This is a genomic window from Enterobacter sp. RHBSTW-00318 (assembly GCF_014101375.1).
Taxonomy (GTDB): Bacteria; Pseudomonadota; Gammaproteobacteria; order Enterobacterales; family Enterobacteriaceae; genus Enterobacter; species Enterobacter ludwigii.
Window position 1 is genome coordinate 2,946,257 of sequence record NZ_JABXQH010000001.1, and the last position, 22,706, is coordinate 2,968,962.

Sequence of the window (22,706 nt, forward strand, 5' to 3'; positions counted from 1 at the left end):
TAATAAATGGCATTTCGCTTACACACGCAGTTAGGAGGCTCTTATGACGAACCATAATCAGATGAGTCAGATATATTCTAAATTCGGCCGGGCCGGGTTTAATCTCTCTTACATCCGCAGGTTGTTGCCTGACTGGTGGGATGAGAAGCTTGCTGACACCCCATCAGGGCGCCAGTATGCGTGCCTGCACCTTGCGCGTATGTTTAGCATTCTCCCGGATAGCCTGAAAGATGGTAGCGAAGGGGTATGCTTTAACTTTGGTGGAAACCATAAATATAAACATCGCCAAAATGTAGCCGAGAACGATTTAGATATCGCTACTGCTGTTGCCTATACTGCGGCCGGTATTGTCGCGTCTAATTTTAAAGTCCCTTACGATGCCAGTGCAGTGCTGGATCCTTTGGCGATACGAACCCAGATTCTTACTAAGGAATCATGGGTGTCGCTAGATAGCCTGGTAACATACTGTCATTCGATTGGCATTCCTGTTGTTTATCTAAAATGCTTCCCTCAAGCTGCCAAAAAAATGGCCGGGCTGGCGCTAATGAGTCATGGGCGCCCGGTGATTGTTCTTACTCAGCCTCAGAAATACGGCTATATGCTGTTTGATCTCGCGCATGAGTTAGGCCATATCGCCAGAGGGCATCTGAACGCAGAAAACGGGCAGTGCCATATTGATGCAAAAATTGAGAATGCTTCGACGGACAACGTAGAGAAAGAAGCCAACGAGTTCGCCTTCCAGGTCATTTCGGGGCAGAAGTCTTTACGTATTGTTCCTACCGCTGGCAGGTTGAATGGGCCAGGCTTGGCTCGCGCGGCTCAAAAGTTTGGAAGTGATAATCACATTGACCCAACTCACATCGCTTTAAATTATGGTTTCGCGCAGAACTGCTGGGGCGTTGCTGTTAACGCTGTTAAATCACTCTGCGCTGGTGAAGACTCAGATCAGGATTTTGTGAGGGCCATGATGAAAAGCGGGATGGATTTAGAAAATATTCACGAAGATGATCTTAAGGTTTTAGAAAATCTAATCGGGGAATAATAAGTGATTGTTCTTTCTGACAATGATGTCATTTTGAAGCTGGCCCAGTGCAATCTGTTATCACAACTGCCAGTGGTTTTTAATCAACCCCCCGAACAGATCTTCATTAACCCTGCTGCTCGTTTTCAGCTTCTGCCAAAAAATCCTGATAAAGCAATCAGGAAGTGTGGTAGTCAGGTTGTTTACGAGCAGGTGGGTGCCTTCATCGAATCTGTGCAGGATATCCCGGAAGTTCAGGACTCACAGCTTATTGAGCTTTTGGGGAGTGTGCCCGGAATTGATGTAGGCGAACAGCTATTGCTTGCATCGTGCATAGAGAACCCGGAAGCCATCTTCATGACAGGTGATCGCCGCTGTTTGAATGCAATTGTTGCAAACCAACCAGCCCTTGCCGTAGTGCATCAGCGCTTATTGGATGCCGTTGTTACATTTGAGTCGTCACTTTTGCTATGTGTCCACGGTACAGATCGGGCTCAAGTTTATGAAAATTTGGTGAGTAATCCTAAACCTGACGGCATGTTGAAATTGGCTCTTTCAAACGCAGGCGCTGCAATGTGCGAATGTATTTTTTCCCATACTCGTGAGTTTTACGATTACCTTGCCTTCAAAGATCGACTTCCTGATCGGGAGTGGGGAAGATAAAAAATTAAGGGCTAACAAAGCCCTTTTTTATTGCGTAAAAAACAATGCAAAAAATTGCACGTAAATGCACAAAAATTTCGGCATTCGTATTGTCAGTGCAGACCAGACGGGGCGGGCCTTCCGGTGGTCTGCACATTTGCACAAAAAAGCGGGGTTTCTGCGTGCGGGCGAGGCGGGGGAATGAGCGCGCGCTGAGGGGTGGGATAGGGTCGGTATTATCTGCGCCGATTTTCGCGCCGCTGCGCCTCGCTGCTGCGTCGTTTTCGGTTCGCCGTGGTGGTTTGAGGCAAAAGAAAAGCCCCTGCCAGCGGGCTGCTGAGGGGCTTACGTGCGGTGTGGTCAGTTGCGGCCGTGCTGGCCGTTCCACGGTGGTGGTGGGTGTGTCCGGGCTGGCGTCAGATTGCTGCCTGCAACAGTGCGTAAGGATTGAAGCGCACCACGTCGATCCCCAGCCAGTCGTTTAACTCTTTCAGGCTTTCTTGTATCGGAGCCAGTTCGTTGATGGAAAACACCTTCGCCGCTTTCTCTACGTCGCCGAAGCCACCGGAGTTATTAGGCATTACCCCCATCAGAACGGGCGGCACGCGGTGCGCGGCTAGCAGGTCGTCGCGGGTGGCGTCTTTGATGCCGGTAAACTCATCCTTCGCCGCCACCTGGCTGAACGGCATAATTTGCAGGCCGTCTTTTTTCCCGCCCGCCGCGTAGACAAACAGGTTTTTAAAAGCACCGTTGCCGCGTGCATCTTTCAGCGACTTCTTAAGCTTTTCCACATCGTTATTATTCGCCACCGGGTCAGTGAGGTAGACGATCACACCCGCATGACTGCCGTTAATGTAGTAGTTGCGGCGGAACACCGTTGCTTCACCGTTCAGCATGGCGCTTTGTAGCGCGGCCAGATATTCCGGCGCGCCGTAGATCTCCTGGTGCGGGCTGGGGTTCTTGATCTGGCAGACGCTGCCCGGTTCGAACGCGTGATCGTCAACGTAGCGCGGAACAAACCAGAATTGAGCCGGGTCTATGCCGCGCCGCGTATATTTCGCCTGGCTGTGCCGCAGCTCAATCGGCTGGCCGAGTCGGTTGCGGCGGCATTCCATGTAACAGTTACCGAAAATTAAATAATCCTGCACCCAGGCGGTGAACTCCTGCCGGGTCAATAGCGGGTGTGGTATGTAGCAACTGGCGATAACATTGCGTTTAAATATCAGCGGTGACTGGTGATAGGCGGCAACGTCGAACATGCGCGCAAGCCCGTAGGGGCTGATCGGTGGTTCATACCAGCGTCCATTGTTATGGCATTCGAGGCACTCCATAAGAGACGCGCGATCGTTGACTGCGATCGGGTCGCCAAAGCTGAAAGATTCCACGCTTTCCAGCGGGGTGGCTGCGTTGCTGGCCGTGCTGGCTGGCGCAGCAGTTGGCGCCCTGAATTTCTTTTTGCCGCTCAATTAAAACTCCTCCACAAAACTGCCGTTATCGCCGGTCACTTCCGCGCCGATCGGTTCGTTGTAAATGCCCTGCATAGTTGCCCATGCCAGATCGCCGTGATTGCTGCCACGGGCGCGATCGGACTGGTAGGTTATAACGCCGCCTGCGGTGACTTTACGCACGGTCATAAACGACTGCGCGAGATCCATCATTCCGGCGTCGAACTCAAAGCGCCCGGCGCGAATGACCATCAACATTTTGAGCACCATCGACCGCTTAAGAACCGGTGAATAGTTGTATTTAACCGCCTGCGGGAAGAACTTGACCACCAGTTGATAAACCGCATCGCCGATCCCTGTGCCGTCGATAGCAATGTGCTGCACGTTGTAGCGGGTGGTGATCTCTTTAATAAATTTGGCCTGCTCTTCATACTCCATGCCGCGTAACTGGTGGCGCTCTACCGCGCGGAACTTACCACCCGGCACGGCTGGCGGGGCTAGCACAACCAGCCCGGCGCTGTCGCCTTTGCCGCTGCTGCCGTTGGGATCATAGCTAACCCAGACAGGGCGATTACCCAGCGGACGGGGTGCAAACGGGTTCCAGTCCGGCCACGCGTCCGGCATGTAGCCATCAACGCCGCAGCCCAGAATTGCGTTGTAGTCGAAGGCGCGTTCCCCGGCTTTAACGAACGTGCAGCCGTATAGGTTGGCGTATTCGTCGGGGGAGTTTTCGTTACGGATTTCATCGGTATCAACCAGATCGAAGCCGAGCTTCACGGCGTCTTCCAGCGTGACTATCTGGCGCCAGATGTTATCCCCGCATAGCTTGCCGTTTTTCAGTGCCTTATAACTGGTGTCTATATCCACCCGATCGGCACGGGGACGGTGTTTATTGAACTGATCGCCAGTCCAGAAGGGATAGGCTTCATGCTCTTCACTGGATGGCGTTGAAAAGTAGGTGCGGCGTAGCCCTTTCTGCGTCGCCATGCCTGCGGCGACTTTGCGCAGGTTGATGAAGTTGCTGATCCAGAAGGCTTCATCCAGGTACAGATCGCCGGTATAACTCTGGGCCGTCGCGGCGGAGGTGCCGAGAAAGTACAGGATCGCACCGTTGCTTAATTCAATCGCATCACCGCCCTTTAGTTCTACCCCTATTTCCCTTGCCAGCTTCTGAATGAACCGCTTGAACTGGAACGCCTGGGCGCGGCTGGCTGACAGGAATATCTGGTTATTTCCGGTTTCCAGCGCACGCAACAGCGCTTCGCGGGCAAAGTACCAGGTGGCACCAATCTGGCGCGATTTGAGGATAAAGCGGTTACGCCGGTTCCACTGTTTGAACCAGCGTTTTTGATGCTCGTATAGCGAATCAAAGACCAGGGCGCGAAGCTGGGTTATCTGTTCTTCGGTGAAATGGTTTTTCGGGGTCTTTGCCTTCTTCTCTTTCTCCTGGTCGCGTCGCTCATGCCGTTCAAAGCGGTCAAGCTGGCGCGCCAGCAGGTCAATTTCTTTGAAGTCCTTCGGGGTTTTGTCGTCCTTTTCCACCAGGCGCAGGTAACGAACGTGCGTGCGATCCTGCACCCGCTGCATGGGGGTGGCTTTATCCCATTCATAGCGGCGGCGCCAACTGTAGATCGTGTTAATGCTCACCCCGATTTCCTTAGAAATCTGAGTGATGCTAAACGCCTGCCAGTAGAGGCTTTTGGCTTTTGTGCTGAGGTCTTCGGCTGTATTCATGGCAACAGGCTATCGCGCTCGCGCGCGCAACAATATCGCCGCTGGTTGTCGCCTGAGTCCGACAAAGTGAAGGCTTTGCGCCTTCCGGCTGCAAAGGGAATGATTGGGGCACTGGTTAATATCAATCGCTTACCAACCCGGAGCTTTGTCACCATGCCAATGACAAATTTTTTCCGCGCCGCAGTAGAGGGCGCAACCTGTGACGGCCGCGTGCTGGAACGTCAGCACATCACCGAAATGGCCGAACAGTACGATCCCCAGGTCTATGGCGCCCGCGTCAATCTGGAGCACATTTTAGGCTGGTCGCCGACAAGCGATTTCCGCGCGTATGGTGATGTGGTCGAGACTAAAACCGAAGAGATTGCCGAAGGCCCGTTAAAGGGCAAGCTGGCGCTTCTGGTGAAGGTGGACGCCACGGATGAACTGGTCGAACTGAAGAAGAAACGCCAGAAAATCTACCATAGCGTTGAGGTGCATCCGTCCTTTGCAGACACCGGCAAAGCCTACCTTATGGGGCTGGCCTGTACTGATAACCCGGCGAGCCTGGGCACCGAAATGATGAAGTTTTGCACCCAGAACGCCAGCGCCAACCCACTGGCCGCGCGTCACTACGCACCTGAATGCTTCTTCACTGAAACCCTGGAATCATCCCTCGAATTTGCGCAGGAAGAGCCGCCAGCGTCCGACACCGGGAAGAATTTCTTTTCCCGTATCAAGGAAATGCTGACTGGAACCCGCCAGCACTTCGATCGTGAAAATGGCGATATCCGCCAGGCGGTTGAACTGGTAGCGGAAAGCCAGGGTGAATTGCTGGACAAGATGGAAAAACTGAGCGCAGGGCAACTTAAGAACAAGCAGACCGCCGAAGCGGTGGAGAAGTTGCGCTCTGAGTTCGACGAGATGAAAGCGCAGCTTTCTACCCAGGACGCCAGTAAATTCCGCCGCCCGGAAGCGACCGGCGCAACTGAAAAATCTAACGCCCAGCTTGCTGACTGCTGATCGCCGCCAGTAACGAAGGAACAGTACAGGAAATATAACTATGCGTAATTCTACCCGTGAATTGTTTGATGCGTATCTTGAGCGACAAGCTGAACTGAATCACATCAACAAGTCCCACGTAACAAAGTCGTTCAGCATTGATCCAAGTGTTGAGCAGACGCTTGAAGACAAGGTGCAGCAGTCTTCCGAAATGCTGAAGCTGATTAACATCTACGGCGTTAACGATCAGACCGGTGAAAAAATCGGTCTGGGCGTGAGCGGCCCGATTTCCAGCACTAACAATTCCACCACCGATCGCCGCCAGCCTGTATCCGTTACGGCGCTGGATTCGAACAAGTACACCTGTAATAAGGTGAACGCGGATACTTTCGCCTCATATGCGCAGCTTGATGCCTGGGCTAAATTCCCGGATTTCCAGCAGCGTCTGAGCAATCAGATCATTCAGCGTATCGCGCTTGACCGCATCATGATCGGCTTTAACGGAACCAGCTACGCGGATAAGTCCGACCGCAACGCTAACCCGCTTTTGCAGGATTGTGGTATTGGCTGGTTGCAACAGTACCGCGCGAACGCGCCGCAACGTGTCATGAAAGATATCACCGTGACCAGCCGCGACGATTCCAACCAGGTGATCGCTAAAGGTGATTACGGTAACTACGACTCGCTGGTTTATGACGCGGTTAACTCACTGATGGACGAATGGTACAAAGATTCGCCCAATCTTGTGGTGATCACTGGTCGTAACCTGACGGTTAGCCGTTCGTTCCCGCTCATCAATGCCGTAAGCACCAATAACCCGAACTCCGAAGCGCTGGCCGGTCAGTTGATCGCATCGCGTAAGACGATCGGCAACCTGCCTTCGTTCATCGCGCCTTTCTTCCCTGATGGCAGCATGTTTATCACTTCGTGGGAAAACCTGTCGATTTACTGGCAGGAAGGTGCGCACCGTCGCCGTATCGTGGAAGAGCCGGAATATAACCGCGTCTCTACCTACAGTTCGTCAAATGATGCCTACGTTGTTGAAGATTACGGCTTCGGCTGTCTGATCGAAGGCATTACCGCCGCAGAACCAGCACCGGCACCATAAATCAGCGCAGGCCAGCTAACTGCTGGCCGCTTTGGGGGCATCATGTTGACACCTGCTCAACAACATTTTAACCGCGTGATGGCAGAACGCCGCCACGCCAGCCGTGAGCCGTCGCAGCTTGAAATGACGGCCTACGAAACCATACTTCACCGCCTGCGACTGGATAAAGCACGTTTGAGCCGTGTCCAGTCCCAGAAGGCTAAAGCGGATTTAAAACGCGAACTGCTGCCGGACTATCAGCCGTGGATCGAAGGCGTACTTACGGCAGATTCCGGCCAGTCTGACGACGTGTTAACCACTGTCATGATCTGGTGTTGTGACTGCGGAAACATCGCCGAAGCCCTGCGCATTGGTCAGTACGTATTGCGCCATAAGTTGCCGATGCCGGATCAGTATCGCCGCACCACCGCCACCGTACTGGTGGAAGAAATTTGCGATCCCGTCCTGGCTGCATTCAAAGCTAACCCGGCTGTTGCGCCGGTCGCTGCTGACCTGCTGGAAGCGTTACGGGGTTTAACCCTGAACGAAGATATGCCGGATGAGGTGCGCTCAAAGCTGCTTAAGGCGCTGGGGTATACGCTGCGCCTGACTGACAACGTTGAATCGCTTACCGCTGCGGTTGAATACCTGCGTCAGGCGGCAGTGTTGAACCCGAAAAAAGCAGGCGTAACCCGTGATATTGAGCTTCTGCAACGTGCGCTTAAGAAGTCCGGGCAACCTGCTGACAGTGACGGCGCAGGCGGCAAGCCAGAAGCGAACAGCACCGAAACCCAGACGGCAACGCCGCCAGCGCAGCCAAAAGCGAAGCGGGAAACCAAAAAGCCCGCCGCTAAAAGTAAGCCGGCAGCGAAGAATAGAACCACGACAGCCCGCCAGAAGGCGGCGTCATAACCGAACGTGCCCCCGCGCACCCAGGCGGCACGGCAGGCGAAAACAGGCAACGCCGCGTCTTCGTCCTGCCGTCCACCGCCTGACTTATACGGAGTAGAGATCATGAGTCTGGTAGCCACTGAGCCAGTACGGCCACCATCCGATCCCGTACCGGATGATGGCGGCGCGAAAGTTGAAAGCCTGCCATTCTGGCCGGTCATTTCGCTGGCTGAACTACGCCGTGCGATGCGTCTTGATGGGCAGGTTACAACCGATCGCCTGATGTCGCGAACGGTGGAAGCGGTGGCCCATGTTAATGATCAGCTTTTCCTGTGGCGCCAGGTGCAGATTGATGCGGGATATGAGTCACTGGCAGAAATTCCGGCCAGTCCGGTGAATGGCACTTCCGTGAAGGTATGGCGCTATAAAAACGCCGTGTATTCACTCACTAAGGCGCTGTTGATTGAAGGCTACCGCGATATTGACACCACCAGTAAAGGCGAAGACCACGCGGCGGCATTGAGCACGCAGATCGATACGCTGTGGCGGGATGTGCGCTGGTCAATCCGTGATATCCAGGACGAAAGCCGGGGCCTGGCGGAGTTGGTGTAATGAACGTTCAGGCGCAGCAAAACGACACGATCGACCTGCTTTGCTGGCGCTATTACGGCAGAACAGCAGGCGTTACCGAGGCGGTGATCGATGCCAATAAGGGCATTTCCGCCGCCACTGAGTTGCAGGCCGGGCAGATTGTCTACCTGCCAGAGATCCAGCCGCCAGCCCAGCGGGAAACCGTGCAGCTATGGGATTAAGGGGGATGGTATGCACGACACACCACCGGGACTATTCGAACAAACAATGAAATGGATCGCCACTTATCTGCCAACGCTTTACGCGGCTGGTGCGGCGCTGAGTATTTCGGCGCTAATGAGTATCTACGATGGGCAGTCAATCGTTAAAACTGCCACCGGTTCACTGGTCTGCGGGATTGTCACGCTTGCGGTAGCTGGTTCGCTTGAATATTTCGGTTTGCCATCAAACGCAGCAATTTTCGTAGGTGCCTCAATCGGATTAATGGGTGCTGACAAAGTACGCAGCAAAGTAAGCGGGCTATTCGACGCACGATTTGGAGGGCCAAAAAGTGGAAGTGAGTAATAACGGCATCAACATGCTGAAAGGTTTTGAAGGGTGCAGGCTGGCCGCTTATCAGGATTCTGTAGGCGTCTGGACGATCGGTTATGGATGGACTCAACCCGTCAACGGCGTGCCGGTTGGCAAGGGTATGACCATTACGCAGGAAATTGCCGATAGCCTGTTGCGTAGCGGTCTGGTGCAGTATGAAAAAGGCGTTACGGGGCTGGTTAAAGTCACCATCAATCAAAATCAGTTCGATGCGCTGGTCGATTTTGCCTACAACCTGGGCGTAAAGGCGCTGGAAGGTTCCACACTGCTGAAAAAACTGAATGCTGGCGATTTCGCCGGGGCTGCGGCTGAGTTTCCGAAATGGAATAAAGCAGGTGGCAAGGTGTTGCCGGGGCTGGTTAAGCGTCGGGAAGCAGAGCGCACGTTATTTCTGGCCTGATCATTTTTAACTGTGCTGGCCGTGCGTATTGAGCGCGGTCATTTTTGACAGTGCTCCAGCACGTCCGGTATTGACGGTGCGAGCTGGCGAGAGGTTTTGAAATGGGGATGTTGTCACGCTGGAAAGTGATTGTTTGTTTTGTGCTGGTCGCTGCTGCTGTATGGGGGTTTAGCCACTGGCGTTACTGCGCCGGTTACGGTGATGCCAATCAGCACTGGCGTGAAAAGTGGGCGCAACGTGATGCACGCGACGCCACCGCACTGGCGCAAAGACAGGCTGAGGCCAGGGCAGAAGAGCAACGCCGACAAGGTGAAATTGATGCGATCAGAAAACAAGCCAGCCAGCAGCTTGCTGGCGTGCAGGCTGATGCCGATCGTGCCCGTGCTGCTTCTCGTGGGCTGCACGACAGGGCCGACAAACTCGCCAGGCAACTGGCAGACCGTGAACGCGCCTGCGGTGCCGGAACTCCCGGCAGAAGCGAGGCAGAAACCAGCGGCGCCGTACTGCTCGCCGACCTGTTCCGCCGCGCTGACGATCGAGCGGGGCAACTGGCAAAAGATGCTGATGAAGCAAGAGCCAGAGGATTAGCCTGTGAGGCTGCATATGATGCGGTTAAGTCCAGGAGGGATAAGTAATGCTTAAACCCGATTTGCTGCGCCAGATGATAAGCCAGCATGTGCCCTGGCTGCGCGAGAATCCCGATAATCTGGCGGTTTACCTGCGTAAAGGCCGTATGGTCAGCACCGGCCAGCGTGCTGCTGCGTTTGAGTATCGCTATACGCTGGAAGTGCTGGTGATGGATTACCCTGAATCTCTGGATACTATCAGCGTGCCGGTACTGGCATGGGCGCGATTATATCAGCCTGATCTGTTATTTAACCCGGACAGGCAGCAGAACGGCATAACATTCGAAGCCGATATCCTGAGTAACAGCACGATGGACGTGCTGATCCAGATTCAGGCTGATGAAGCGGTGATCGTCACCCGTGAAGATGGCGAGATCGTCACCCGTCACCGTGCTGACCCTGCACCGGGGCCAGAAATTGGCGCGTGGTCACTGGTATTTGTTGATGAGGTCAGCGGCGAAACATGGCAGGACAACAAACCGATCCCCTCTTCCAGCAGTTAGACGACTGGCTAGCCAGTGTGGCCGCGCAGCTTTCGCCGGGGCACCGTCGCAAGCTGACGCGCGACGTTGCGATTGGGCTGCGTAAGCGTCAGCAAAAGCGTATCGCCAGCCAGAAGAACCCCAGCGGCGAAAGCTATCAGGCCCGCCGCCGCAAAATCCTGCGCACCCAGGGCGGGATAAAGTTCATATGGAATGATGAGGCCAGGGAGTTACGCAACTGGCGAACCACGGGCAGGGGTGAGCACCGCGCAATCACCGGCTATGACGTTGATCGCGGTGCCCTGCGCACGTTCTATAAGCGCGATATCCAGCGCTATATTGAAATCAATCTCAACCAGTCAAAGCAGAACCGCACCAGAAAGGATCCGATGTTCCGTAAGCTGCGCACCGCACGCTTTCTTAAGGCTTACGGTACGGGCGGCATGGCCGTGGTTGGCTTTCAGGGGCATACCGCCGAAATTGCCAGCGTTCACCAGTACGGTGAAGTCGATAACGTGATGCCGGGTGCCCGTGCGCGCTACCCGGTGCGTGAACTCCTGGGCATGACCGAGGAGGATTTAGACTGGCTGGCCGATACTGTTGTTGCCTTCATGCAAGAGATTTGATTGTCACCAACCCGCCACAATGGCGCCGCGTTGTTTGCGCGCGCGCGACTCCTGATACTGACTGCATAACCCAAAAGCCGAAACGGTCGTAAAGCCTGCTACCGGGTGGAAGCGACGCCGGACAGCGTAACCGGCACCACGGGAGACAGTCAGCACTATGAATTTAAACGAACTCTATCGCCTTATCTGCAATCTCGCCCGCATTGGCACCGTGCTGGAAGTGGATACGGAAAAGTATCTTGCACGCGTCGAAACCGGCGAGAACAAAACCGACTGGATCCGCTGGGCAGTGCCGCGCGCCGGTGAAGCCGTGACGTGGTGGGCGCCGACAGTGGGCGAACAGGTTTATATTTTGTGCCCCTGCGGTGAGATGGAAACGGCATTTATTGCCGGAAGCCTTTACAGCGAAGACGCACCGCCGCCAGATGCTGGCGCTACCACCTGCGTAATCCTGCACCCGGATGGCGCCCGTATTTCATATGACCCGGAGGCCAGCGCGCTGGTTGTCAGCGGGGTAAAAACGGCAAGCGTCACCGCGTCGGAATCCATTACCGCCACCGTGCCGGTGGTAACGGTCAAGGCAGACACGCGCGTTACCCTGGACACGCCGGAAGTGGTCTGCACCAACAAGCTGATCACCGCCACGCTGGAAGTGCAAAACGGTGGGGAAATGAAGGGCAACATTACCCATTCAGGCGGATCGCTTTCGTCTAATGGTGTCGTTGTCCATTCGCACAAACATAGCGGCGTCCAGTCCGGTGGCAGTAATACAGGTGGCCCGGTATGAGTACAGTCCGTTACAGCGGCATGAATGCCGGTTCAGGCCATGCCATCACCGACAACGAGCATATAGCGCAGTCTATCGGCGATATTCTGTTAACGCCGATCGGTTCCCGTGTAATGCGCCGCGCTTACGGTTCGCAGCTTTTCAACCTGATAGATCAGCCGGTCGATAACGCCATAACGAAGCTGCGCGTTATGTCTGCCATTTACAGCGCCCTGTATTTATGGGAACCGCGTATCTCTCTGACCAGTATTACCCTGAGCGCGCCGGGTGCTGGTCGGCTGGTTGCCACTATTCAGGCCAACCGCACCGACAATCAGACGCCATTTAACGCCGATATCACATTGAGGGGCCAGGCATGAGCGGCACGATCGATTTATCGCAGCTACCGCCGCCCGTGGTGGTTGAACCGCTGGACTTCGAAACGCTTTTCGCGCAGCGCAAGGCCGCATTTATTGCGATGTACCCGGAAGATGAACAGGAAGAGATCGCCCGCACGCTTGAGCTTGAATCGGAGCCGATCACCATGCTGCTGGAAGAGAATTGCTATCGCGAATTGCTGTTGCGCCAGCGGGTGAATGAAGCGGCCCGCGCGGTGATGCTGGCTTATTCCACGGATAGCGATTTGGATAATCTGGCGGTCAATTTCAACGTTGAACGTCTGACCATTCAGGAAGAAGACGACAGCGTTACCCCGCCAATTGAAGCCGTGATGGAGTCAGATCCGGATTTACGCACGCGTACCCAGCAGGCTTTTGAAGGTCTGAGCGTGGCCGGGCCAACGGCGGCGTATGAATTTTGGGGGCGTTCGGCAGACGGGCGCGTAGCTGATATTTCGGCGGTCAGTCCTACACCTGCTTGCGTCACCATTTCGGTGCTGTCGCGTGAGGGTGACGGAACGGCCAGCGATGATCTGCTTTCCGTGGTCGCTACTGCCCTGAACGATGAAGAGGTGCGCCCGGTGGCCGACAGGGTAACGGTGCAGTCTGCGGAGATCGTGCCGTATCAGATCGATGCAACGCTTTACATCTATCCGGGGCCGGAAGCAGAACCCGTCCGGCAGGCATCGGAGCAACAGTTACAGGCGTATATTGCCGCGCAGAATCGCTTAGGGCGCGATATCCGTCTTTCAGCTATCTACGCCGCCCTGCACGTCGAAGGTGTCCAGCGCGTGGAACTGGCACAGCCTGTTGCGGATATCGTGCTGAGTGACTACCAGGCATCACACTGCACCGAATACACCATAACGGTGGGTGGTTACGATGAGTAATGACCTGTTACCGCCGAGCGCCAGCCGAATGGAGCGCGTCGCCGCGCGCGTCTGTGCGTCGTTGGGTGAAGTGCCCGTGCCATTGCGCCAGTTGTGGAACCCGTGGACGTGTCGGGCTGATCTGCTGCCCTATCTGGCGTGGGCCTTCTCCGTTGATCGCTGGGATGAGGCCTGGCCGATCAGCACGAAACGAAAGGCGGTGGCCGATGCGTTCTACCTGCATAAGTACAAGGGTACAACGGGTGCCATGCGCCGGGTTGTGGAGCCGTTCGGCTTCTTCATCCGGGTTAACGAGTGGTGGAACATTGATACCGCACCGGGCACCTTCACGCTGGATATTGGCGTGGAAGACCAGGGCATTAGTGAAGAAACCTATCAGGAGCTTGAACGCCTGATCGCCGATGTGAAGCCGTGCAGCCGTCATATGCTGGGAATGTCTCTTCACCTGCAAACAACCGGCGATCTGTATATCGGCGCGGGTAGTTATTCCGGCGATACGCTGACTGTGTACCCGTATTTCCCTGAAACCATAGCCGTGGGCGGTGATGATTACACCGGGGCGGCAATCCATTTAATTGACACCGTGGAGATCGCAAGTGGCGACTAAATATTATGCCGTGCTAACCAATGTGGGCGCGGCGAAACTGGCAAATGCCACGGCATTGGGTGCGCAGGTTGAGATCACCCAGATGGCTGTAGGCGATGGTAACGGCGCATTGCCGACGCCGAACCCGGCACAAACGGCGCTGGTTCATGAGTTGCGCCATGCGCCACTCAATACCCTGAGCATTGATCCTAACAACGCCAACCAGATTATTGCCGAGCAGGTGATCCCCGAAGACGTGGGCGGGTGGTGGATCCGTGAAATCGGCTTATTCGATAAAGACGGCGATATGATTGCCGTAGCCAACTGCGCGGAAACCTATAAGCCGCAGTTGCAGGAAGGTAGCGGGCGCGTTCAGATTGTCCGCATGATCCTGATCGTCAGCAACACCGCCGCCGTGACGCTCAAAATTGACCCGTCCGTAGTGCTGGCAACTCGCGCTTATGTTGATTCTCAAATTATTATCGCGAAATCGTATGCAGATGATTTGATGGATACACATCTTGCGAATGCGAATCCACATGATCAGTACCCATTGATTGCGAATGCGCTCAAAGAAATGGCCGACGCCGGATTGGTTGACGAGGTTCTCAAAAACCTTGGTTTGGGAGAAGCGGCAACGAGGAACGTCGGAACGGGTACCGGCCAAGTACCAGATATGAGTAGTTTTACAACGGGGCACTCTGGAGCAGCAGACTGGCCGATTCCTAAATCTGGATGGAGTAAGGGGCCGGATGGGGTAATTACACAATGGGGTATTTTCGGTTTCCCCGTTGGACAGACAGGGACGAATGTTGTTTTCCCGCTACCTTTCCCCGCGCGGGTCGAATCAATTACACTGACAATGGCAGATATCCAGGAGTCTCTGCTTTCTCCAACAACCATGCCTGCTTATGGAGTTAACTCAACTGGTACTTCAAGAACGGGTTTTACAGCCCGTATGTCAGGCGGCGGTGGGTTTAATCTTTGCTATATAGCGAAAGGGAGATAACAGAATGAATAAAGTTAAAAGTGTTTACAGCCCGTCCGAAAATGCAATCTACAACGCAGCGCTATACGAAAGTTATATCAAGGAGGGGACATGGCCGCAGGATGGTATTGAAATCAGCGATGAGGATGCTGTCAGATTTAATGGGGGAAATAAGCCAACAGGAAAAATGCTGGGAATGGTTTCAGGGACCCTTGCATGGGTTGATGAGCCGCCGCTTTCACCAGAACAGAAAATATCAGATGCAGAAAACATGAAAGCCACCCTTCGTGCAAAAGCAGATGCTGAAATATCCTGGCGACAGGATGCTGTTGATGCTGGTATCGCAACTGATGAAGAAACTTCAACTCTCACCCAATGGAAGAAATACCGTGTGCTGCTGATGCGTGTTGATACGTCAACAGCACCCGATATTGAATGGCCTACGCCTCCGGCAGTTCAGGCCAGATGACATCAGGCGCGGTGCTGGTATCTGTTGCCGTCACCGCGTCAATGTAATCCAGCACAATGTTAAGTCGGGTTGTTTCTGCCTGCGTCAGTTTCCGCCCGGCCTGTAATTTCAGCTGAATCAGACTAATGGAAGCCATTGCTGCATCAATCAGTGACTGGCGCTGTGCTTCTGCCGCGTCTACTGCGGCGCTATGCTGTGCCTCAGTATCGGTCACCCATTTCTCACCATCCCATTTATCGTATGGCGTTAACGGGGCTATAGTGGTTGTATTTTCGGGGTAATCACCCGGAGCTGTGATTTCTTTTGATTCTCCTGTTTTGGTGCTATAGACCGTTTCACCGCGATGGTCTGGCACATATTCCCATGAGTTAAAATCTGCAGAACGGCAGATTGCATAACCAGCCTTATGTGTGCCAGGGGCATCTAAACAGGAACATGCCGGAATGCCGACACCAACGGCAAGATATTCATTTGAAGTGGAAATATATTCCCGAGTTTCACCATCATAGCTATAGACGGTAATATTCCCCGCCTTCGTGGCAATAAGCTCGCTATTTAATACAGCGTTATCCATTATGCAGCCCTCACGATAAAGTTAAATGCAATATTTCGCGCACGTGTTTCCGTTGATGTTCTGGCAACACGTGATGCATCAAAATAATAATTCGCCTGTTTATATGTACCACCTGTCGCAATTGATGCGAGATTTGGTGTCAATGTTGAAGAGGTAAATGCGCCGACAGTATTATTATTTGGCCCCGTGGTCATATCCCAAAAGCTACCTGTAATATTTTGCAGCGTATCGCTCTGAGCACTCAATAACGCTCGCCCACTGTCCACTCCACGCCCATCATCCCAGCCACGAATAAACTCACCACGTAAATCAGGCAATTTATTTGTCGGGTAAGCCTTTGCCAGCTCCGGGTATTCTTCAGCAGAAAAAGCTGCACCATTGCATTTCAACCAGCCTGTCGGTGGTGTAGCTGAAGGCCACGGAACAGGCACACCAACCGGTAATGCAGAGCCTTCTCCCAAACCAACGTTTTGGAAAATGCATAATTTTTATGCGAATGGCATGATTTATCGTTTTAACGGAATGAAAAACTATGTTTATTGGGTATGTGCGCGTATCAACAAATGACCAGAACACGGCTTTGCAACGTGATGCGCTTGAGCGGTCAGGATGTGAGCTAATTTTTGAAGATAAAATGAGCGGGAGAACAGCGGAAAGGCCAGGGCTTAAAAAATTACTAAAGCGCCTTTCTCCAGGAGACTCGCTTGTTGTCTGGAAGCTGGATCGTCTTGGGCGGAGTATGCGGAACTTGGTAATTCTCGTGGAGGAGCTAAAGCAACGTTCCGTGAACTTCCGCAGCTTGACTGACAGTATTGATACATCAACGCCAATGGGGCGTTTCTTTTTTCATGTTATGGGGGCACTGGCAGAGATGGAGAGAGAATTGATTGTCGAGCGTACGCGTGCAGGACTGGTGGCCGCTCGCGCGCAGGGAAGGATCGGAGGTAGACGACCAAAACTAACACCAGAACAATGGGCGCAGGCGGGTAGATTAATAGCGGCAGGAGAATCTCGCCGGAGGGTTGCTATAATTTACGATGTTGGGATATCTACGCTTTACAAAAAATTCCCTGCGACCAGGAATAAGGATTCCGGCACGCATGGCCGGTTCTAACCGTGCTGGCCGTGCGTATCGAGTACAGTCATTTTTAACGGTGCTGTAGCACGGTCAGTTATGGCGGTGTGTTCCGGAAGACGAAGCGGGCAAAGGCCCGCTTTTCTTATATCGAAAGGTTGGTTTTCACCAGAGAGAAGAGATCGTCGGTAGTTGTTTCAGCCAGCTTTTCCCGTATGTCCTCGCTTACCCGTTTCAGGTTGAGCGTAAAATCAATTTTCTTTGCCTTCCCGTCCTTAAAAAATTCCGTCCGGTTTTGCGTGATCTGCTCAATGACATACATGCCGTAGATCCTGCCCGTGCCTTCTATCAGGGGCCACGGGCGCCCGGAAAAAGCCATAGTTTCCAGCATGACAAGCGACACATCACCGCCGCTTATTTCGGGGTACAGCGTGCCGCTGAGTACGAACGGTTCTTCATCTGCGCCGATGAACTGATAGCGCGGGGATTTCCCCACGCGATCGTTTTTGACGTGCCGCCAGGAGTTGGTTTTATTCGCACTCTGGTAAGGCGTGGTTTGCAGTGAAAAGGGGAACATCCCCAGAATCATCATCATGATATTGCCCTTAGACGTGATCGGTCAGTTGGGAACGCTTGCGCCGGTCGGCCTGCTGCTTCGCTAACGCAAGTTCTTCGCGCACGCGCCTGATAATGGTTTCTTCATCCAGTTTCTGGCCGCTAAAGTCGAAGTTAAGGTTATATACATCGCCACCCGGTGCAGGCATCAGCGCAGCGACGGAGGCCGCAGACGGCGACGCCGAAACGGGCACCCGGGCGGCGGGCTTCTCAACCTGCCAGGGGGTAACGGAAGCGATCAGCGATCCGGCCTGCTGCGTCACCCAATCGGTAAGGGATGGTAGCTGGCGCTGTGCCTGCTTAAGAGGTTCCGAATATCCGCCACGGATCGGGATATAGGGCTGCTTATTCTTGAAGACAATTTCGCCGGGGCCGTCTTTCTTCTCCGTGGTATTGGTGGCGATTTTGTCCAAGCTACTGCTCATCTTCGGCACGATGTTGGCCGGGCCTTTGAGCGAGTTAATCAGGTTGTCCTGTTTCTTCTGCTCATCGGTTTTCTTTTTCTCTTCGGCTTTTTTGCTTTCCTTCGCGACTGCCTGCACGTCACCGGAAAAGGCGTTAACCCGGTCTGCCAGATTGTTGACCGCTTCCGGCGTCATTTGCTGCGCAACCTGCTGCGCTGCTTTCGCTGCGTCGGGAATGGCGCCAAGCTTTTCCAGAATCCAGCCCAGCCCTTTGGCTACGGACTGAATGGGAAGAGTCAGCGCGCTGATTGCACCCCCTACCACCTTGCCGAATGTTTCCCCTGCACTGGTACAGGATGCCAGCGCTTCGCTGGAAAACTGGATCGGTTCCAGCAGTTTGGTAAACCACTCCCAGACGCCGCTGATCGCGTTGCCGATACTGTCAAAAATCGGGGCCAGCGGTGCAAATACGGCGTTAAATGCCTGCGTGATAGGTTGAAGGCCAGCCATCAGCCCGGTAAAGAACCCGCTGAAAAATGCCTTAATCGGTTGCCAGAATTTAATGACGGCCACAGCTGCCGCAGAAAAGAGAGCAATCAGCCCCCAGACGGGCGCAGAAATGCCAGCCAGTAGCGTGATAAGCGGGCCGAATACCATGCGACCGGCGCTTAACAATGCCTGCATAGGCGAGCCAGCAAGCCACTGGAACGCACCACCCAGGCGCATTACGCCGCCAGTCAGCCGCGCTATTCCTCCTTCCCCGGCCAACGTGGTGAAGCTGAGGCGAACAAGTGCCATTGGGCCGAGTACCGCACCAATGGACAGCATCAGACCGCCAACGACAACCAGCAACGCGCCTATGGCTGCGGTGACTTTCATGATTGAACCAACCAACGCCGGGTTTGCCTCAACCCAGCGGCGGACGCTGCCAACCACCTTACTGACAGTAAGCATGATATCCATCAGCGGTTCGCGGAGCGTTTCCCCTGCTGAACTGAATGCGTTAACCGCGCCGGTTTTGGTCAGTTGCCACTGAGCAGAAAGGGAAGCTTTGTTGATATCCGATTCCCGATTCATGGATCCTTTAGCGGCTGCGCCCTGCGTCAGTTCTATCTGGCGGCGTAGTTCGGGCAGATTGTTCGCAAGTTTCTGCGCATCATCGCCGAACTCTTTGCCGAAAATCTGGGTAAGGTTGGCTACCTGCTGATCCGGGGCCAGTTTTTTGGACGCTTCCAGCACTGAAATGATTGTGCCCATCGCGTCCACTGACATGCTCTTCTGAACTTTTTCGGCGCTGAGGCCGAGGGCGTCCAGACCCTGCATAAAGTTTTTGCCCTGAACCGTAGCGATTGAGAGTTCGCGCACCATTGCATTGGTGGCGCTGGCGGCAACTTCGGCAGGGGTGCCGAGCGTCAGAAAGGTGGAACCCAGCGCGGCGGCTTGCTTGTAATCCAGTTGGCTGGCAAGTCCGCCAACGCGCTGGAGCACGTCGATAATATCGGAGCCTTTCGACTTCGCGTTATCGTCCAGGTAGTTTATGGCGTCGCCTAACTGTTCAATATTCTGGGTAGGGATTTTATACAGCCCGGCAATCTTACCGAGACTTTCAGAAAGCTGGTCGGCGGGAAGTTCAAAGGCAACAGAAGCCTTTGCCGCCATGCTGGCGAAAGACAGCAGATCGGCTTTTTGTTTTTCCCACGGATCATCGATGTTTGCTACGCCCATACGTGCGCCGCCTTCGACCAGTGCGGCATAGTCAACAGCACCGTTTGCCATTGGCAGCTTTTCGCTGGCATCCATGATCGCCCGCTGCATTTCTTCATATTGCGGGGTGCGGTTGCCGCTGTCGTCACGCAAGCCGTTTACCTGTTTGGCTACGCCTTTCATGGCGTCTTCAAGGCTGCTGTAGGATTTAACCGCAGCGGCGACAGGTGCTAGGGTTGCCGCCCCTACTGCGGCGCTTTTCATCCCCCCGCTCATCATCTTTTCGCCGGTTTCTTTGGCGCGGCTGTAACGGGCCTGCGCCTGGTTAACAGCGTCAAGCCGTCGCTGCTGTTCGGCAAGCTGGCGGTTGTATTGCGCGGTGCGCTGGTTGATCTGTTCCGTCGCCCGGCTGGCGCTGCTGATCGCAATGCCTTCGCTGTAGAAGCTGGCCCGCAACTGGTTAAGCTGCGTCTGCTCGCCTTTCTGCTGCTGGGTTAACTGGCGAATGGCTGCACGTTGCTGATTGAGGGCGGCAACCTGTTCGGCGCTGCGCTGGCGTAACGGGCCATAAGCCGCCGCCATTTGCCGGGCCTGTTCTTTCGCCTGGGCCAGTTGTTCGGTGGTTTTTTTATTGGCTGCGGTGAGGCGGTCAAAGCTGGTTGCCTGACGCTCAAGCCCTTTAATGCTGGTTTTAGTCTGGTTGATTTGAGACGCCAACGCGGCGGCACTCTGGCGCGCCGCGTTGACAGGGCGGGACATATTATTCAGGGCGCTGAATGCCACCCTGATATTTAAATTGCGGTCTGCCATTTAGTTATCTCCACCACTGCGCGCAGCCGCCTGATCACGCCATAACAGTATTTCCTGTACCGTCATGGCGTCCATCTCTACCGGCCGCCAGTGGAATATGACGGCGATATCTGCCATCAGGTCTTCTATGCGTTCGCAGGGGCATCGGATGATTCGTTGCCCGTATCCGTCGCGGTCAGATCCGAAGAGGGTTGCAAAAAATCAACCACCGCGTTGGCTAGCTGGCAAAAATCCCAAGTATCCATACGGGCAATCTCATCGGCGGTTAGTGCCGGAGCGGTAACGCGGGGCAGCAGAATAACCAGCGCGTCATAGTTGGAAGTCAGCACGTCATAGGCTTTTAAGCCGCGCAGTGATCCAGCCTGTTTAAGCACGGAAGTGATCGCCACTTCGGTGATTTTGGTCTTACCGCGCGTAATAGGGGCGGTAAGAATAACGGTGTTTTCTTTGGTCTTGCTCATGGTGCCGGGTTTCCTTATAGGCCGATGTTAGCGCGGTGTTTTTCCAGCACATCCACACCGGCAACTTTGTAGATCATGTTGAGCACATCAACTTCGATGATCTCTTCGCCGTTGATGGTCAGCTTGTAATAGGTGTTTTTCAGGGTGTACTTATGCGAAGTGTCATCCCCGACTTTTGCCGAACCGGGATCCAGTTCAGTGAAGCGGCCACGCGTCTGGATTTCGCACGGTACAGCGTCGCCGGTTGCGTCGTCCTGATAGGAGCCAGCAAAACGTGTTTGCATCCCGTCCGCAGTGGTAACGCCCCATTTTTTCAGCAATCCGGCATCCAGACCGCCAAGCGTGATATCCATATCCAGGGCGCCAGCGTCGAAGCCAAGATCCACCGCAACCGAACCCGGCATACCACCCGCCTGGTAGTCTTCCGTTTTTTTGGTGAGTTTGGCGGGGGTGATTTCCGGCACCATGCCGAAGTAGTTATCCCCGTCAAAGAACATATTGAAATATTTGAGTTTCTTAGGCAGTGCCATAAGCGCCCCCGGTTAGTTATTCACTGCGCTGGAAAACGTAGCGAAATATTCGTCGGTGAACTCCTGTACCAGGCTGAGATTTTCCAGCGGTGGAACAGGGGTGTAGTTGTACTTAATGGTCAGTTGACCATTGCGCAGAGTTTCCGAGGTATTCGGTTCTGGGTCATACCAGCAGCGGGCGCCCAGCAGCTTGCCAGCCGTCACATATGAGGTCAGCTTCTTATTGATGCCGTCCACAATGTCCTTTACCAGCGACGGGGTAAGCGGTTTATCAACATAGGCGAAATGGGCTTCGGCGACGGTATCCGCAACAATCTGCGCGGTTCGGGTATAGCTTTCGAAGATATACGTTTCCGCGTCGCAGGTACGTGATCCCCAGATGCGGTAGCCGTCCTGCTTGATCAGCGTGGTAACACCTGCTGCGTTCAGTTCGTCGGCGTCGGTATCGGTGCCCTGCAACGTGAAATAGATATCCCGATCCATCCCCAGCACGTTATTAACGGGCACGTTGGAAATGGTTTTATGCCAGCCCTGCGTTGCGTCGATTTTGGCGCGCATCCCAACAGCATGGGCACCCACGGGCACGGTGGCATTAGCCCCGGCGTTGGTGTCGTAGCAGATGAAATTAGGCCAGATAACCATCATTTCACGCTGGGAGAATTGCTCGCGGTATACCTTCACTTCGGCGATTGTGTTGCAGCCGTTCGCTGCCACGTAAGCAAACGCGCGCAGCTTTTCGGCAATGACGCCGAGTTGTGCGGCTACCGCTTCCGTATCAAGCCCAGGAACAGCCAGTACACGCGGGCGCACACCTACGCGCATTTCGGCAGACAGCAGCGCGTACATGCCGGTAAAGCGCCCGTTTGCATCGGTGCCGCCAATAACCAGTTGATCCTGAGTCTGTGCGGTGCCGCCTTCTGGCGGTTTGATATTTGCAGCATCAGCAACGCGGATCACAATGGTTTGCGGGCTGGTCTGGTCTGAAATCGCTTTCAGGGTGGTAAACAGGGTGCCGGTTTTACCTGCCTTGCCCAGCATGTTAGCCACGCGGGTAATCAGTACAGGGGTATCCAGCGGGAACGCTGTTTCGTCCGCATCATCAGCGGTGCAGACAACGCCGATCACCGCCGAATCAATGTCGGTGATCATCGTGCTAAGGTCGGTGGTTTCCGTGACGGTAACACCGTGATGGTAGTTAGTGGCCATGTATTTGCCTCGCCAGTTTAATGACTGCGAATATCATTGCGGCAATGGCGGGCCGATGCGATGGATAAGGGTTGTCAGCAACCTGCAACAATGACGGGGCGTTGTTCATGCGCGCG

The 22,706-nt window shown here is 54.4% G+C and carries 29 protein-coding genes; 19 read left to right on the forward strand and 10 right to left on the reverse strand.

Going from position 1 to position 22,706, the window contains the following annotated elements; all coding sequences use genetic code 11:
* The first annotated feature begins 43 nt into the window (after positions 1-43).
* On the forward strand, positions 44-1,042 hold the full coding sequence (locus HV157_RS14590) for an ImmA/IrrE family metallo-endopeptidase (RefSeq protein WP_052929074.1): 999 nt from the start codon (positions 44-46) through the stop codon (positions 1,040-1,042).
* Positions 1,043-1,045: 3 nt separating this feature from the next.
* Entirely contained in the window at positions 1,046-1,684 is a 639-nt protein-coding gene (locus HV157_RS14595) for a hypothetical protein (protein ID WP_064106679.1), read from the forward strand.
* Between the two features lie 395 nt (positions 1,685-2,079).
* Here HV157_RS14595 and HV157_RS14600 read toward each other — a convergent pair whose 3' ends face one another.
* Both HV157_RS14600 and HV157_RS14605 read right to left on the reverse strand, forming a co-directional pair.
* The gene (locus tag HV157_RS14600; RefSeq protein ID WP_000014576.1) at positions 2,080-3,129 is read right to left on the reverse strand and encodes a phage portal protein; all 1,050 of its coding nucleotides are present in this window, start codon (positions 3,127-3,129) and stop codon (positions 2,080-2,082) included.
* Positions 3,130-4,842, reverse strand: a complete 1,713-nt coding sequence (locus tag HV157_RS14605; RefSeq protein ID WP_001090183.1) for a terminase family protein — start codon at positions 4,840-4,842, stop codon at positions 3,130-3,132.
* Positions 4,843-4,995: 153 nt separating this feature from the next.
* Between HV157_RS14605 and HV157_RS14610 the strand changes: the two genes are divergently transcribed.
* From HV157_RS14610 to HV157_RS14685, 16 genes are all read left to right on the forward strand, one after another.
* A complete protein-coding gene (locus HV157_RS14610) occupies positions 4,996-5,841 on the forward strand; it encodes a GPO family capsid scaffolding protein (protein ID WP_001373663.1) in 846 nt (281 codons plus the stop codon).
* A 40-nt stretch (positions 5,842-5,881) separates the two neighbouring features.
* Positions 5,882-6,928 carry a phage major capsid protein, P2 family gene (locus HV157_RS14615; protein ID WP_096321284.1) on the forward strand — a complete coding sequence of 349 codons (1,047 nt, stop codon included), beginning with the start codon at positions 5,882-5,884 and terminating at the stop codon, positions 6,926-6,928.
* Positions 6,929-6,970: 42 nt separating this feature from the next.
* Positions 6,971-7,819 carry a phage terminase small subunit gene (gene gpM, locus HV157_RS14620; protein WP_182269167.1) on the forward strand — a complete coding sequence of 283 codons (849 nt, stop codon included), beginning with the start codon at positions 6,971-6,973 and terminating at the stop codon, positions 7,817-7,819.
* Between the two features lie 102 nt (positions 7,820-7,921).
* Positions 7,922-8,410, forward strand: coding sequence for a head completion/stabilization protein (locus tag HV157_RS14625; RefSeq protein WP_016246752.1), 489 nt, complete (start codon positions 7,922-7,924; stop codon positions 8,408-8,410).
* Positions 8,410-8,610 carry a tail protein X gene (locus tag HV157_RS14630; protein WP_001102549.1) on the forward strand — a complete coding sequence of 67 codons (201 nt, stop codon included), beginning with the start codon at positions 8,410-8,412 and terminating at the stop codon, positions 8,608-8,610. The genes HV157_RS14625 and HV157_RS14630 overlap by 1 nt, the downstream gene beginning before the upstream one ends.
* A 10-nt stretch (positions 8,611-8,620) precedes the next feature.
* On the forward strand, positions 8,621-8,953 hold the full coding sequence (locus tag HV157_RS14635) for a phage holin, lambda family (RefSeq protein ID WP_064106682.1): 333 nt from the start codon (positions 8,621-8,623) through the stop codon (positions 8,951-8,953).
* On the forward strand, positions 8,940-9,380 hold the full coding sequence (locus tag HV157_RS14640) for a lysozyme (RefSeq protein ID WP_064106683.1): 441 nt from the start codon (positions 8,940-8,942) through the stop codon (positions 9,378-9,380). Before HV157_RS14635 ends, HV157_RS14640 begins: the two co-directional genes overlap by 14 nt.
* Positions 9,381-9,481: 101 nt before the next feature.
* Positions 9,482-10,015 (forward strand): DUF2514 family protein, encoded by a 534-nt coding sequence (locus HV157_RS14645; RefSeq protein ID WP_064106684.1) that lies wholly within the window; start codon positions 9,482-9,484, stop codon positions 10,013-10,015.
* Positions 10,015-10,509 carry a phage tail protein gene (locus HV157_RS14650; protein WP_000917105.1) on the forward strand — a complete coding sequence of 165 codons (495 nt, stop codon included), beginning with the start codon at positions 10,015-10,017 and terminating at the stop codon, positions 10,507-10,509. The genes HV157_RS14645 and HV157_RS14650 overlap by 1 nt, the downstream gene beginning before the upstream one ends.
* Positions 10,470-11,114, forward strand: a complete 645-nt coding sequence (locus HV157_RS14655; RefSeq protein ID WP_182269168.1) for a phage virion morphogenesis protein — start codon at positions 10,470-10,472, stop codon at positions 11,112-11,114. The genes HV157_RS14650 and HV157_RS14655 overlap by 40 nt, the downstream gene beginning before the upstream one ends.
* Positions 11,115-11,271: 157 nt before the next feature.
* Entirely contained in the window at positions 11,272-11,901 is a 630-nt protein-coding gene (locus HV157_RS14660) for a phage baseplate assembly protein V (protein WP_001052319.1), read from the forward strand.
* On the forward strand, positions 11,898-12,260 hold the full coding sequence (locus tag HV157_RS14665; RefSeq protein ID WP_000108898.1) for a GPW/gp25 family protein: 363 nt from the start codon (positions 11,898-11,900) through the stop codon (positions 12,258-12,260). The genes HV157_RS14660 and HV157_RS14665 overlap by 4 nt, the downstream gene beginning before the upstream one ends.
* Entirely contained in the window at positions 12,257-13,168 is a 912-nt protein-coding gene (locus HV157_RS14670) for a baseplate assembly protein (RefSeq protein WP_000017070.1), read from the forward strand. Before HV157_RS14665 ends, HV157_RS14670 begins: the two co-directional genes overlap by 4 nt.
* Positions 13,161-13,775, forward strand: coding sequence for a phage tail protein I (locus tag HV157_RS14675; RefSeq protein WP_000063889.1), 615 nt, complete (start codon positions 13,161-13,163; stop codon positions 13,773-13,775). The genes HV157_RS14670 and HV157_RS14675 overlap by 8 nt, the downstream gene beginning before the upstream one ends.
* A complete protein-coding gene (locus HV157_RS14680; RefSeq protein ID WP_182378514.1) occupies positions 13,765-14,763 on the forward strand; it encodes a phage tail protein in 999 nt (332 codons plus the stop codon). Before HV157_RS14675 ends, HV157_RS14680 begins: the two co-directional genes overlap by 11 nt.
* A gap of 4 nt (positions 14,764-14,767) precedes the next feature.
* Positions 14,768-15,211 carry a tail fiber assembly protein gene (locus HV157_RS14685; protein WP_182269180.1) on the forward strand — a complete coding sequence of 148 codons (444 nt, stop codon included), beginning with the start codon at positions 14,768-14,770 and terminating at the stop codon, positions 15,209-15,211.
* On the opposite strand, the gene HV157_RS14690 is transcribed toward HV157_RS14685, so the two are convergent.
* Both HV157_RS14690 and HV157_RS14695 read right to left on the reverse strand, forming a co-directional pair.
* Positions 15,183-15,785 carry a tail fiber assembly protein gene (locus HV157_RS14690; protein ID WP_182269179.1) on the reverse strand — a complete coding sequence of 201 codons (603 nt, stop codon included), beginning with the start codon at positions 15,783-15,785 and terminating at the stop codon, positions 15,183-15,185. The two genes, HV157_RS14685 and HV157_RS14690, sit on opposite strands and share 29 nt — an antisense overlap.
* On the reverse strand, positions 15,785-16,264 hold the full coding sequence (locus HV157_RS14695) for a phage tail protein (RefSeq protein ID WP_249420947.1): 480 nt from the start codon (positions 16,262-16,264) through the stop codon (positions 15,785-15,787). The genes HV157_RS14690 and HV157_RS14695 overlap by 1 nt, the downstream gene beginning before the upstream one ends.
* Before the next feature lie 53 nt (positions 16,265-16,317).
* On the opposite strand from HV157_RS14695, the gene HV157_RS14700 reads away from it, so the two are divergent.
* The gene (locus HV157_RS14700; protein WP_000469845.1) at positions 16,318-16,899 is read left to right on the forward strand and encodes a recombinase family protein; all 582 of its coding nucleotides are present in this window, start codon (positions 16,318-16,320) and stop codon (positions 16,897-16,899) included.
* A gap of 106 nt (positions 16,900-17,005) precedes the next feature.
* Here the strand turns inward: HV157_RS14700 and HV157_RS14705 are convergent, their stop codons facing one another.
* From HV157_RS14705 to HV157_RS14730, 6 genes are read right to left on the reverse strand one after another with little or no spacing between them, the layout of a single operon-like run.
* Positions 17,006-17,455 (reverse strand): phage tail protein, encoded by a 450-nt coding sequence (locus tag HV157_RS14705; protein WP_000979934.1) that lies wholly within the window; start codon positions 17,453-17,455, stop codon positions 17,006-17,008.
* 10 nt (positions 17,456-17,465) lie between these two features.
* A complete protein-coding gene (locus HV157_RS14710; RefSeq protein WP_000775062.1) occupies positions 17,466-20,393 on the reverse strand; it encodes a phage tail tape measure protein in 2,928 nt (975 codons plus the stop codon).
* Positions 20,394-20,510 carry a GpE family phage tail protein gene (locus tag HV157_RS14715; protein WP_000763325.1) on the reverse strand — a complete coding sequence of 39 codons (117 nt, stop codon included), beginning with the start codon at positions 20,508-20,510 and terminating at the stop codon, positions 20,394-20,396.
* 8 nt (positions 20,511-20,518) lie between these two features.
* Positions 20,519-20,854 carry a hypothetical protein gene (locus HV157_RS14720; RefSeq protein ID WP_000047593.1) on the reverse strand — a complete coding sequence of 112 codons (336 nt, stop codon included), beginning with the start codon at positions 20,852-20,854 and terminating at the stop codon, positions 20,519-20,521.
* 14 nt (positions 20,855-20,868) lie between these two features.
* Positions 20,869-21,384, reverse strand: coding sequence for a phage major tail tube protein (locus tag HV157_RS14725; protein WP_001207578.1), 516 nt, complete (start codon positions 21,382-21,384; stop codon positions 20,869-20,871).
* 12 nt (positions 21,385-21,396) lie between these two features.
* Positions 21,397-22,590 (reverse strand): phage tail sheath subtilisin-like domain-containing protein, encoded by a 1,194-nt coding sequence (locus tag HV157_RS14730; protein WP_000224788.1) that lies wholly within the window; start codon positions 22,588-22,590, stop codon positions 21,397-21,399.
* Positions 22,591-22,706: the final 116 nt, after the last annotated feature.